Annotated in this window: 11 protein-coding genes, 1 tRNA gene and 1 pseudogene; 10 read left to right on the top strand and 3 right to left on the bottom strand. The window is 42.2% G+C overall.

Annotated features, from left to right (window positions below):
- The first annotated feature begins 18 nt into the window (after nucleotides 1-18).
- Nucleotides 19-94, top strand: a tRNA-Lys gene (locus F891_RS01505).
- A gap of 182 nt (nucleotides 95-276) precedes the next feature.
- Here F891_RS01505 and F891_RS18470 read toward each other — a convergent pair.
- Nucleotides 277-966 (bottom strand): annotated as a pseudogene (locus F891_RS18470) (hypothetical protein).
- Between the two features lie 244 nt (nucleotides 967-1,210).
- On the opposite strand from F891_RS18470, the gene F891_RS01495 reads away from it, so the two are divergent.
- The 3 genes from F891_RS01495 (at nucleotide 1,211) to F891_RS01485 (ending at nucleotide 3,996) form a co-directional block, all read left to right on the top strand.
- On the top strand, nucleotides 1,211-1,486 hold the full coding sequence (locus F891_RS01495; RefSeq protein WP_005261681.1) for a PspC domain-containing protein: 276 nt from the start codon (nucleotides 1,211-1,213) through the stop codon (nucleotides 1,484-1,486).
- 229 nt (nucleotides 1,487-1,715) lie between these two features.
- Nucleotides 1,716-2,501 carry a sulfite exporter TauE/SafE family protein gene (locus F891_RS01490; RefSeq protein ID WP_005261680.1) on the top strand — a complete coding sequence of 262 codons (786 nt, stop codon included), beginning with the start codon at nucleotides 1,716-1,718 and terminating at the stop codon, nucleotides 2,499-2,501.
- 82 nt (nucleotides 2,502-2,583) lie between these two features.
- Entirely contained in the window at nucleotides 2,584-3,996 is a 1,413-nt protein-coding gene (locus tag F891_RS01485) for an SLC13 family permease (RefSeq protein ID WP_005261679.1), read from the top strand.
- Between the two features lie 642 nt (nucleotides 3,997-4,638).
- Here the strand turns inward: F891_RS01485 and F891_RS01480 are convergent.
- Both F891_RS01480 and F891_RS01475 read right to left on the bottom strand, forming a co-directional pair.
- Complete coding sequence (locus tag F891_RS01480; protein WP_005261676.1) at nucleotides 4,639-5,748, bottom strand: HPP family protein; 1,110 nt, start codon at nucleotides 5,746-5,748, stop codon at nucleotides 4,639-4,641.
- 260 nt (nucleotides 5,749-6,008) lie between these two features.
- Complete coding sequence (locus F891_RS01475) at nucleotides 6,009-6,806, bottom strand: transglutaminase-like domain-containing protein (protein WP_005261674.1); 798 nt, start codon at nucleotides 6,804-6,806, stop codon at nucleotides 6,009-6,011.
- A 312-nt stretch (nucleotides 6,807-7,118) separates the two neighbouring features.
- On the opposite strand from F891_RS01475, the gene glyQ reads away from it, so the two are divergent.
- From glyQ to F891_RS01445, 6 genes are all read left to right on the top strand, one after another.
- On the top strand, nucleotides 7,119-8,102 hold the full coding sequence (gene glyQ / locus F891_RS01470; RefSeq protein ID WP_004278542.1) for a glycine--tRNA ligase subunit alpha: 984 nt from the start codon (nucleotides 7,119-7,121) through the stop codon (nucleotides 8,100-8,102).
- Nucleotides 8,102-10,171: a glycine--tRNA ligase subunit beta gene (gene glyS / locus F891_RS01465; RefSeq protein WP_005261670.1), complete on the top strand. Its 2,070-nt coding sequence runs from the start codon at nucleotides 8,102-8,104 to the stop codon at nucleotides 10,169-10,171. Before glyQ ends, glyS begins: the two co-directional genes overlap by 1 nt.
- Before the next feature lie 98 nt (nucleotides 10,172-10,269).
- Nucleotides 10,270-10,797, top strand: coding sequence for a DUF6932 family protein (locus tag F891_RS01460; protein ID WP_005261668.1), 528 nt, complete (start codon nucleotides 10,270-10,272; stop codon nucleotides 10,795-10,797).
- Nucleotides 10,778-11,692 carry a hypothetical protein gene (locus tag F891_RS01455; protein WP_005261666.1) on the top strand — a complete coding sequence of 305 codons (915 nt, stop codon included), beginning with the start codon at nucleotides 10,778-10,780 and terminating at the stop codon, nucleotides 11,690-11,692. The genes F891_RS01460 and F891_RS01455 overlap by 20 nt, the downstream gene beginning before the upstream one ends.
- A gap of 133 nt (nucleotides 11,693-11,825) precedes the next feature.
- A complete protein-coding gene (locus F891_RS01450) occupies nucleotides 11,826-12,215 on the top strand; it encodes a hypothetical protein (protein ID WP_005261664.1) in 390 nt (129 codons plus the stop codon).
- A gap of 228 nt (nucleotides 12,216-12,443) precedes the next feature.
- Nucleotides 12,444-12,917 carry a hypothetical protein gene (locus tag F891_RS01445; RefSeq protein ID WP_005261661.1) on the top strand — a complete coding sequence of 158 codons (474 nt, stop codon included), beginning with the start codon at nucleotides 12,444-12,446 and terminating at the stop codon, nucleotides 12,915-12,917.
- Nucleotides 12,918-12,926: the final 9 nt, after the last annotated feature.

The raw sequence follows: 12,926 nt of genomic DNA, 5'->3' as shown, positions 1-12,926 counted from the left end.
CATCATTTTTATTCCTCAGGGTCGTTAGCTCAGCTGGTAGAGCAGCGGACTTTTAATCCGTTGGTCCCGCGTTCGAATCGCGGACGACCCACCATTCTTTCCTTAGAATCTTTCTCTGATTTACTTCATTATATTTTAATTAAATTGCGATGTTTTGGTCGTGTATTTCTGCATCCAGATTTTATGTTCACGCGTTCCCGCAACTTGCCTTTATTGTCTAATCTAAATCGTATTTGAATTAAGCTTTCGACCAGATCAGCCGATTATTATCGGGCATTATTCTTGAATATGAAAGGATGTGTCTTTGACCAGTTCATAGGCTTTTGAAGGTGCCGGATAGCCACGATCAAATAATTCCCGGTTGGTTTTTTCCTTTTCACTATAGATTTTTTCCAGATTCATGACTAAGTGACTTGAATCTTTAATCTTATAGTAAAAGCTCGCTCCTTCTTTGAGATTCACCACCACATCGGTACGTTCCGGATTGATAAACCAGCGGTCTTTACGGTAGGTAATATTATGAGCCGTACTGTTTTTGGTATTATCAATAAATATTTTGCCATACTGTAAAATGCTGCGATGCACCGTACCATCCGGTAGTAAAGTCAAAATAAATTCTGCCTTACCTTCAGTACAGGGCGCAAAGCGGCCATCACAGTCGATTTCAGTATGATAGCGACCTATAAACACCTTGGCATCCTCTGGTACAGTTGCCGGGTTTAAATCTGCTTCTACCGGAAGAGTCGCCTGCCCTGCGACCTAAGTTAAGGATTTGGCGCTGACAGTCACCACATCGGCCTTCGTATTGGCAGCGGAAATTTTAACGCCCTCTTCTGAGGTCGCCTGACCTTCCTGTTCAGGTTTGACCTGCTGCTGATCACAAGCCTGCAAAATCACTACACTCCCCAACACCAGGCTACATTTAAAAAAACTGCTTAATGTACAACGTGATACATCCAATTTCATTTTTAATAAACCTAAATAGGAAACATGGCGAGCAAAAAGCACACAGCAAAGCTGATGAACTTTACACAAGAGTTCAATAGAATTTTCACTATGTTAGTAGCTCTTAGATTTGATTTTAATGTTTATTAACATTACTTAACGATTTTATTTGTAATCAGCACTTTAAAAAGTTTAACTCAACTCCATTTCTTTAAGTATGGATCTAGTTATAGGATTCAAACCTATTTTTAATCAGGAGATTTTAATGGCCAATGTTGGTTTATATCGCTCTAACCGCTCAAACATGATTGCAGGGGTGATGGGTGGTATTGCTGAACGTTTTGGTTGGAACGCAAATTTATTACGTCTAATTTTTGTGGTGATTTCAATCATGAGTGCCGCATTTCCGGGTATTTTGGTGTATCTGGTATTATGGTTAATCATGCCGAAAAAACCGTACAGAATTGATCATAATGCGGCTCAGCAAGCTCAAGGCTATCAACATCCTGTCCGTACAGTGAATCAGGATAAACACTATTAAGTTGCATATTAATTTTAACAAGAGCCCTTGACCAGTTTCATCGCAGAGCTTCCTCTTTCACCCCGAGTAAATGGGATGAAATTTTGATGCCACGGTAATTTCCCCAAGTTATCGTGGCTTTTTTTGCCTATATTTTTTGTTATTTCTTTGCTGTATTACAGCTTTTCACTTTCTTTCTCAGTTGAATTCACGATAAGTTCAATATTCTAAGTTTTGAAATGGATTTCACATGACTCAGGCAGAATGGATGATGCTGTGGCTCTGTGCCGTAGCAGCCCTGCTACATGGTTTAAGCGGCTTTGGCTTTCCCATGATGAGTACGGCTGTTCTGTCCAGCGCATATCCGCTTAGCATCGCGGTTACCCTTGTCATTCTACCCTGTCTGCTGCTGAATCTGATCATGCTGAATGCTGACCCTGCGCATAGCCTGTTGAATAGTATTGGCTATTATATAAAACGTTATTGGCCATTAATGCTTAGTAGCCTGGTCGGCAGTGTACTCGGGGTCAAGCTATTACTTTGGCTAAATGAGGCTTATTTAAAACTGTTATTGGGTCTGGTAATTATATTTTATGTCTTGGACCAGTTACGGGCACGCCCCTTACAAGTTAGTCCGCATATTTCCAGCATGCTCTGTTTTGGTTTACTGGCCGGCATTATTGGAGGTGCAACCAATGCCATGGCACCTTTTCTGATGATGTATCTGATGAGTTGCCAACTCTCTAAAACAGATATTGTCATTATCAGTAATCTCAATTTCATTGCCGGTAAACTGATCCAGCTGGTTTTACTTTTTCCAATTCTGATCACACTGGAAACCCATCAACAGCATATTCTGATCGGGATCAGCTTATTCGCCCTTGCTGGTGTCTGGATTGGAGGCAAAATACGCCATCGTTTATCTCAGCAACACTTCAAATGGATTGTCTTGGCTTTACTTTTCGGCTTGGGCCTGTATGCCTTCTGGCAAAGTACTGGATTATTGCAACAATCTGGTTATAGTATCTTTAAATAGGATATTTTTTAAGCAAAACAAAATTACAAATTTAAAGCTAATATAAAAAATGATGTAAATAAAAATCTTGCAAGGAGAGCATATGACTCAGACCAACCTAGCTACCCCGACCAATGCCATGCCCAAAGGGCTGCTTAAAGGCTGGATTCTTATTTTTGTCGCAGCCATTGTAGCCTATGGCTTATATCTTTACCTGCCCTATGACCAGAATGCCAATAAAGGACTGGCACTTTTAGCCTTTATCGGTATCTTATGGCTGACTGAAGCCATTCATATCACGATTACAGCTTTACTCATCCCCGTGATGGCGGTATTGCTGGCCATGCCAATGGCCTCTGGTGAGGAACTAGTTCCGATTACCACACAAGCCGCTTTGGTCACTTTTGCCGATCCTGTCATTTTCCTGTTTTTTGGTGGTTTTGCGCTGGCAACGGCGTTGCATATCCAGAAACTGGACCGGAAAATTGCCATGTGGATCATCTCCATGTCCAGAGGGCATCTGGGCATTTCTGTACTGGCGATTTTTGTGGTGACGGCGCTGCTGTCCATGTGGATTTCCAATACGGCGACTGCTGCCATGATGCTGCCTTTGGCCTTAGGCTTGCTTTCACATATGGATGTCAGCAAGGATCGTAAAACTTTTGTCTTTATCCTGCTCGGCATTGCCTATTCGGCCAGTATTGGCGGACTGGGCACCATGGTCGGTTCCCCTCCGAATGCCATTGCCGCCAAGGCCCTCGGCTATGATTTTGCCGACTGGATGAAAATCGGCTTGCCGATGATGTTCATTATTCTTCCTGCCATGCTAGTCAGTTTATATCTGGTACTACGTCCAAAACTGAATCATAAAATACAATTTGCGACCGAAGATATTCCTTGGACCAGAACCCGTATAGCCACCATGATCCTCTTTCTTTGTACTGCAATTGCCTGGATTTTCAGTAAAAAATTCACCGAAATTTTTGGTATTTCACAACCGGATACCTGGATTGCAATTTCGGCTGCCTGTATGGTGGTGATTCTGGGTACCGCAAGCTGGAAACAAATTACAGAAAATACTGATTGGGGGGTGTTATATCTATTTGGTGGTGGTCTGACCCTGAGTGCCATTCTGAAGGATTCAGGCAGTTCGCTAGTATTGGGTCAAACTTTGGCCAATGCTTTTGGTGATGCCCCCCCGCTGATGATTATTTTTGTAGTCGCTACTTTTATTATCTTTCTGACTGAATTTACCAGTAATACCGCTTCGGCTGCTCTACTGGTACCAGTATTTGCCGCAATTGCGGATCAGATGGGAATGCCCAAAGAAATTCTGGTGATTGTCATTGGCATTGGCGCCTCGTGTGCCTTTATGCTGCCGGTAGCGACTCCGCCAAATGCGATTGTCTTTGGAACCGGTCATATCCAGCAAAGCGAAATGATGAAAGTCGGTTTTGTACTGAATATCATGTGTATCTTTATTATTTCACTGTTTATTTACTGGTTCTTTATTTAATCATTAAAGTTTTTAAGCATTACACCACCCACAAAGCACACTCCGGTGTGCTTTGTCGTATTATTCGCCTATATTTTGAATTTTCTCCTCATCAAAAATTTGTATGCTTTTAAAAATGATAAAGATAAAGTCCCTATATTAAAAACAGCAAAAAGTGGCAAACACATAGTAGACAGGATGTTTCACTTAATCTCTCAACCGATCCAGAATTCTCCCTGGAAAATGACGCTTAACCTCGCGCTTACCCCTTTGATCATCGCTGTAATTTTATTCCCTTATGCGCTATTTCATGAAGCCAGCTCTGGGATTTTCTCCATTTTCAGAAGCCTATTTTCGGCGCTTTTGAGTGGCTTCTTTGTCTGCCTGACTTACTGGGTGATGGTCTTTCCTTTCCGATCAGTGATTCATCTGCCGCTACGCTATTATCAGCTATTTAATATTATGACGATTTTACCAAGCTGCGTCTTGGGGATCCTCACTTTGGCCTATATCTGGCATCATCCACTCAAAGTTTTGAGTACTCATTTTTTTTGTTTCTACTGTATTTTTCCCTGTCAATCGCACTATTTTACAGTTTTCTCAGCTGGCAAGCTGACCAGAGCTGATCACGCCCTGCCTGTTAACTTCTGTTTTAATCCGGTTTTAAGCTTTCATTTTAAAATGATTCAGCTCCTGATTGAGTGCAGCAATCATATCTGCCCGGCTGATAATTCCCACCAATTTCTGTTCACTCACCACCGGAATATAGTTGAACGAACGCTCGACAAAATACGGCACCAGATCCTGAATGGGTTGTAAGGGCTGCACCGTAATTACCTTACGGGTCATGATATGTTTGACCTGATGTTCCCAGCTACTGCGCACATCGGCAGCGCGCTTGAACCATTCCACCACCTGATACATTGCCAGTGTACCGACCAGTTGTTCATCGGCATTAACGACGGGCAGGCTCATCAGGTTCATCTGTTTAAACTTGTCCAGTGCGTGCTGGATATCATCATTTTCATGCAGGGTTGCCACATCCTTCGTCATAATATCCTGGCAGCTAAATTCATGCACCGCACGCGCATTGGCGCGGTTTTGTGCCTCCAGAATGATTTTTTGCAGGTCATATTCACTGATATCCAGCAGCTCGGTGCGCTGATCCAGCACTTCCTGAATATCCTGCGGTTGAATGGTGACTTTCTGGGTCGGCGTCGGATCCTTGGAACGAGTATTTAATTGGGCTTGCTGCGGATAATCCTTGCCAATCATCCGGTTAAAGACAATGGCAATTACCATCAGTAAAATTGAATTGAGTAGTACCGGATAAAATACAAAGGCATAACCGAGTTCATGCACCGGCTGGCCGCCCAGCACTGCGGTAATGGCCACGGCGCCACTCGGTGGATGCAGGGAATCTGTGGTCATCATCAGAACGATCGCCAAGGCCACGGCTACACTAAAAGCCTCAGTCGGACTAGCTATGAATAAAGCGCAACTCACGCCAATCACGGCAGCAATGGTATTTCCGACCAGAATATTCCAGGGCTGTGCTAGAGGACTGGCCGGCACAGCAAACAGCAATACCGAAGATGCACCCATCGGGGCAATATACCAGGCTTCAAAATCCCCCAGAATCCATAAACTCAACAAGGACGAAACCACCAAACCCAATAGTGCGCCAGCTCCACAGAGCAACCGGTCTTTGAGTGGAAGGACTTTGAAATTCGGTTTTAAGGTATTGAGCCAGTCGAGATGGGAGTGAAACACAGTGCGCCTGATCTTATTGTTCATAGATTTTGGGCATTATAGAGCCAAGCCAGATGAAAGGCATCTGTGTTTTACATCTTTTCATCATGAGTCGATCGAAGCTTTTTAAAACCATAATAATCTCGCTCAGCTTGAAAATACTGATCCTGTTTTTTTTGCAGAACAACCGCTCCCCTATCAATCGCCATTGAAATGGAAAAACCCTTTGTAACCATTTTGCTTAGTATATTTCCAGAACATTTTTATTGTGGCCTGCCTATTCATTCAGGTTTGATCAGGGGCTGGATTTTTAACAGCTCAACCTGACCATAATAGGTTGAAAATGCCACATCTCCGGCATCGACTCCAGTGCCAATCCGAATAAGATTTTCGACTGGAGCCAAACGGGTCGGATCAAACTGCACCCAGCCACCGTCTAAATAGGCTTCAAAAATGGCATGAAAATCGGGTAAAAACTTTTCAATTTCCACATAACCGACCACCATGCGTGCCGGAATTCCCAAGGCACGGCATAGGGCAATGCCTAAATGGGCAAAGTCACGACATACGCCTGCACGATGCACCAGTACATCTGTGGCAGTGGTAAATTGGTCGGAACTACCAGACACATAAAAAATATTGTTATAAATCCACTGTTCAATCGCCTTGACCCGCGTATAGCCCGGTGTCATCCAGCCAAATGAGCGTTTCGCCATTTCCAGTAATAAATCTGAATTGCAATAACGGCTGGCCAGCAAATAAGGCAAGACTTCATCGGGCAGCTCAGGAATGGCTACTTCTTTCAGACCTTGCTGAAGCTCAAGAGAGAGACTCGGTTGACGAACCACTGTCGCCGCATAATTCAGCTCAAAAGCGTCACAGGGTTCAACCTGTAGCCGAACATGACGGTTTTGATGCTGAGCATCCTGAAATTCATGCCATGCTACGGGCAGATTAAAGCTGAGTTTTTCTTCGAGAATATTCTGATCGGAATGATGTGCTACCTGAAGCATAAAAATAAATTCTGTCGGTTGCACGACCTTGTATTTTAAATAGCATTGAATTTTGTAAGTGGTCATGAAGTTCCTTATTTTTAAGCATTATTATATTGCGTGAATATTAAACCAATTTTAGAGTCGCAATCGTATGAGATCCGTTGAACTTTATGACTCTCCGGTTAACAGCATGCCATACATCTGATTTATTCCTGATTTTCAGATCAGCCTGTATCGACCAGCAAAGCTAAAATCGCAGTAAGCCTCTAAATGTCGCGTATCCTTTAAGCCTGTTTTATTTTTTTCAGAAAAGTATCCCTACATTAACCCTTTGCCACTCCCCTGCAAAGTCCTTATAATTGAGCACAATTTTTCTCTAATTTTAAGTGGATGACCATGAGTCGCGCCATATCGCATATTGATACCTTCCAAGGCTTAATTCTTGCCTTACAAACTTACTGGGCGGAGCAAGGCTGCGTCATTTTGCAACCTTATGATATGGAAATGGGTGCAGGGACATTCCACACTGCGACTTTCCTTCGTGCACTGGGTCCTGAAACCTGGAATGCCGCTTATGTTCAACCGTCACGCCGTCCGAAAGATGGCCGTTATGGTGAAAACCCGAACCGTTTGCAACATTATTACCAATTCCAGGTGGTGCTTAAGCCAAACCCGGATAACATCCAGCAGCTTTATCTTGATTCATTAAAAGCGATCGGTATTGACCCACTGGTACACGACATTCGTTTCGTAGAAGATAACTGGGAATCTCCAACACTGGGCGCTTGGGGCTTAGGTTGGGAAGTTTGGCTCAATGGCATGGAAGTGACGCAGTTCACTTACTTCCAGCAAGTCGGTGGTGTTGAATGCTACCCTGTGACTGGCGAAATCACGTATGGTCTTGAGCGTCTTGCCATGTACTTGCAAGGTGTAGACTCAGTTTACGATTTGGTTTGGACCAAAGGTCAGTTCGGTACGGTGACTTATGGCGATGTGTTCCATCAAAATGAAGTGGAACAATCGACCTATAACTTCGAATATGCCAACGTTGAAAAAATGTTTGAATTGTTCGATTTCTACGAAGCTGAAGCAACACGTTTGATCGAAGCGAAACTTCCACTTCCTGCATATGAGCAAGTCGTGAAAGCATCACACAGCTTCAACTTATTGGATGCGCGTGGCGCGATTTCTGTGACTGAACGTCAGCGTTACATTTTACGTGTACGTACATTGGCACGTTCTATTGCGACCAGCTATGTAGCAGCACGTGCGGAACTTGGTTTCCCAATGGCTGAACCTGCATTACGTGATGAAGTGTTGGCACAATTAAAAGCGCAAGTTGAAGCAGAAGCGAAAGAAGCAAACAAGGAGAGCAAATAATGTCTAAACATACCGTTTTGTTCGAATTGGGTTGTGAAGAACTTCCACCAAAAAGCCTGAAAAAATTACGTGATGCCTTACATGCAGAAACAGTAAAAGGCTTAAAAGATGCTGGTCTTGTTTTTGATTCAATCGAAGCCTATGCAGCACCTCGTCGTCTTGCACTTAAAATTGTCAATGTTGATGCTGCACAAGCAGACACACAAAAACGTTTTGACGGCCCTGCCAAACAGGCAGCCTTTGATGCTGAAGGCAACCCGACGAAAGCACTTGAAGGCTTTATGCGTGGTCAAGGCATCACGGTTGATCAAGTATCAACTTTCCAAGCAGGTAAAGTTGAAAAAGTCTGCTACCTAAAAGACGTAAAAGGTCAAAGCCTTGACGTTTTACTGCCACAAATTTTACAAAATGCTTTGGACAATCTTCCAATCGCAAAACGTATGCGTTCTGCTGCTAGCCGTACTGAATTCGTGCGTCCTGTAAAATGGGTTGTGTTGTTAAAAGACAACGATGTGGTTGATGCAACAATTCAAGATCACAAAGCCGGTAACGTCACTTACGGTCATCGTTTCCACGCGCCAGAAGCAATTACTTTAACGCACGCTGACGAATACTTAGCGAAGTTAAAAGCAGCTCACGTTGTGGCGTCATTTGAAGAACGTCAAGCCATCATTGATGGTCAAGTCAAAGCGCTTGCTGATGAAGTCAATGCCATTGCGATTGTACCAAGCGATCTTCGTGACGAAGTGACTGCATTGGTTGAATGGCCTGTTGCGCTTCGTGCAAGCTTCGAAGAACGCTTCCTTGCAGTTCCTCAAGAAGCATTGATCACCACGATGCAGGACAACCAAAAGTACTTCTGTTTGGTAAATGCTGACAATAAACTTCAACCGTACTTCATTACTGTGTCAAACATTGAGTCGAAAGACCCGACACAAATTATTGAAGGTAACGAGAAAGTGGTTCGTCCACGTTTGTCTGATGCTGAATTCTTCTTCTTGCAAGATCAAAAGCAACCGCTTGCATCTCGTAAAGAGAAATTGGCAAACATGGTATTCCAAGCAGAATTGGGTACGCTTTGGAACAAGTCTGAACGTATTGCAAAACTCGCTGTTGCACTTGCGCCAATTACCGGTGCGAATCCTCAAGATGCTGAAAAAGCTGCACTGCTTGCAAAATGCGATTTAACTTCTGAGCTTGTGGGTGAATTCCCAGAACTTCAAGGCATCGCGGGGACTTACTACGCACGTCTTGAAGGTGAAAATGATGAAGTGGCTGAGTCTTTGGGTGAGCAATATTTACCTAAATTTGCAGGTGATGTTTTACCAAAAACGAAGACAGGTACAACGATTGCCCTTGCGGATCGTTTAGACACGCTCACAGGTATTTTCGGTATTGGTCAAGCACCTACAGGTTCTAAAGACCCGTTTGCACTGCGTCGCTCTGCGATTGGTATTTTACGTCTGGTAACTGAAAACGAGCTTGATGTTTCAATCGAAGATTTGATCAAACTTGCACTTGCTGCTTATGGCGATGTATTGAAAGATCACGACAAGACTTTGGCAGATGCTGTTGCATTCCTTGAAGGTCGTTACCGTGCGAAATACGAAGACCAAGGCGTTGCGGTTGATGTGATTCAAGCTGTTCAAGCGCTTTCACCAAAATCTCCGCTTGATTTTGACAAGCGTGTAAATGCAGTTAATCACTTCCGTGCATTGCCTGAAGCGGCTGCGCTTGCTGCTGCCAACAAGCGTGTTGCGAATATTTTAGCGAAAGAAGCGACACCTGAAGGTACTGTGGTTGAAGCAAACCTGGTTGAAGATGCTGAAAAAGCTTTATTCGCTGAACTTGCGAAAATTGCGCCTCAAGTTGAACCGTTATTTGCTGCGAAAGACTACACTGCTGCCTTGTCTGCACTTGCTGCACTTCGTGCGCCAGTCGATGCATTCTTTGATGGCGTCATGGTGATGGCTGATGATGCTGACCTGAAAGCAAACCGTTTACGTATGCTTGCACAGCTTCGTGACTTGTTCACGAAAGTGGCTGATATTTCAGTGCTTCAACATTAAGCTCTGATTGAAATAAAAAACCCGCTTTAAAGCGGGTTTTTTTATGATTTTACCCTAAACTTATGATATAAAAATTTTATTTCTGATAACAATTCAATATGATAGATAATAATTTTACGGAAGATATAGAGAAAGACCCAAACCGAATAGCTGGGGGTAAGGTGATTTATCCTAGTCTATTAGCTCCTGGTATTCATAAGATATCCCTAGAAACACTAGAACAAACTGTACTTGTCCCCTTTCAGGATAAAAGAACACGTTCTAACCTCTGCAACCGCCTAAGAGCCTTAATTCAAGAATTAGAAACATATCAAGTTGAAATGATCATTTGGTTAGATGGATCATTTTGTTCAAAAAAGCCTCATCCTAGTGACATTGATATAGTTTTATTTCTAAATGAAGAAGACCTTAATAAACTTTCATCTAAAAAATATAATGAATTACTTTCATATCTAGAAAATCGTAATACAATTCGCGCCCGATATGGCTGTGATCTATTTTTTAATACTATGAGTGATGAAGGTCGCTATCATTACAGGCGCAGTCTTTTCAGTTTTAATCAACTATCTGAAGCTAAAGGTTTCATTCAACTTCGAGTTAACTCCCATGAATATCTCTACTCTTGAAGAACAAATATATTTAGCTGAAGAAATTATAAAAAAGGATAGTGAAACCCTAGATGAAAATGATCGCTTCAAAGTAGCTTCATTTAACTCTTTTAAAGACCACTTAGCCAACCTAAGAAAGCAACTTTATGATCTGCAACTTCGTAGAGAAAAAGAAATTCTAGAAGTTCGTTTTATTGGCGAGAAAGCTCACAATGGATCATTGCCTTTAATTTTACATGCCGCTTTATCAAAGGGATTAGCTGAAAGCTTAATTACTCTTTCAACGAAAGTTCGTACCCCTAAAAAGCATGCTGATTATGTCAATCAATCTGAATTAGATCTTCGCTTAGCTAATATCGTTTCAGGTTCGACAAAATTTATTCTTAGTTTAGAAATTCAACCAGATCTTTTTGGTTGGAGTCTGTCGCAAAATACTCTTAGTCAATGGTTTGGTTTTTTTGAATCATTAGACCATCCTGAAGAAAATCAGGAAGTTTTCTCAATCATGGGGAATAAAGGTATATCAAGTATTAAATCAATGCTTAATGCTTTAAAAAGCAATAATCTTGACTTCGAGCTGAATTGGAATTCTCATCTAAATAAAAACCACCATTGGATGGGCAGTTCACAAAAAATTGAAAAGGCTTTAAATTTTTTAAATGAATTAGAAATCCAAGAACCTTTGCTATGTGAAATTTCAGGATTAATTCAAAGTCTTGATAGATCAGGAAAAATTAATATCATTGATGATAATAAAAAAAATTATCGTATAAGATTGGAAAAATCTGTTTTATCCGAAATAGAAAAATTACGGATTAATCAATATGTAACATTAAGAGTAATGAAACATATCAGCCATCACCCCACATTTGATAAAATTATTGAAAACTATGATTTTATTGAAATAATCTAAACGAATTCATCCTATATATCTTTATAAAGATGTCTACATGAATACGATTAGTACTAGATCTAATTAAAGATATGGTTATCCCTTTTGCAATTCCCTATACTCAACCTAACAACACTCAACAAGAAAGAATCATATGAAATTTAAAGCTCTTATTTTGACGGGTCTTGCGAGTATCGCAGTTACAGCTTGTACATCTGCACCCAAAATCCCACAGCTTCAGGTTGGTGTCTTACAGGAAGTCCAAAACCTCGAAGTGGTTCCAGCCACGACCAACAACAAGGCAAAACTGACCAAATTCCTCGACAAATGCGTGATTGAATTTACCGGCGATATCGGCAATAACCGTGTCATTGAACAATGGTCATTTAAAGGCATGACTCTAATCGATGCCGGCTCAGCGACTTTCCAGCGCGACGGTACTAGCACTGCACAAAAATTTGACCTGCACGATGCGGGCGTACAAAAGAACTTTGTCAGCTTACGCGAACATTTCGCAAAAGATGCGTTGACACAATGTGACTAAAAAAATCGCCCTGTTTCTAGTCTAAGAATAGGGCTTTTATTTTGCTGAAAATCAATTCAAGGCTTCTCCTGATATCTACTGCCCTTTCTTTAAAATTACAATATTCCGGCACAGATCAACCTGAAAGCTCTGCACTCTTCACAGGATATTCATTGTTTTTGACCCATTATCCGTTACACTGAAAAACAAACTCAGACCGCACTTAGACGAATTCGAGGTCGATCCATAATGAATATCAAAACCCCAATTATTTTAACGACAGCTTTAATGCTTTCTGTTCCAGCATTCGCACAAACCACGACTCAGTCTGCTAAACCGGTTAAGCCTTATGGTGAAAATCCGAACCTGCTGCATGTCTTTGCTTATAAAGCACAGGAAGGCGTGATTAATACTGCTGAGAAAGTCGGTGAAGCAACGGAAAAAGGCATTGCCAAAATCAAGCCGGGGGTAGACCGGGCCTGGAGCAATACCAAATCTGCAACCTCTGATACACCGCAAAAAGTAGATCAGGGTGCAACTCAGGCAGCCCAACAAACCGGTCAGAAAATCCAGCAGACCAAAGAAGTCTGGCGTGGAAATTCACAACAGGCACCTATCGTGCAGCAGCCTTTAAGCCAGTCGAGTGCGACGCAAAACCCAAATACACCACAGACTCAACCCCAGTCAGGATCAGCTACCAGTTATGCAGTAACCGATTTATAAAAAAAGCCC

The organism is Acinetobacter sp. CIP 101966 (genome assembly GCF_000369725.1).
Classification (GTDB): domain Bacteria; phylum Pseudomonadota; class Gammaproteobacteria; order Pseudomonadales; family Moraxellaceae; genus Acinetobacter; species Acinetobacter lwoffii_Q.
Note: the sequence above shows the minus strand (reverse complement) of the source record. Positions and strands in the feature narration are given on the sequence as shown.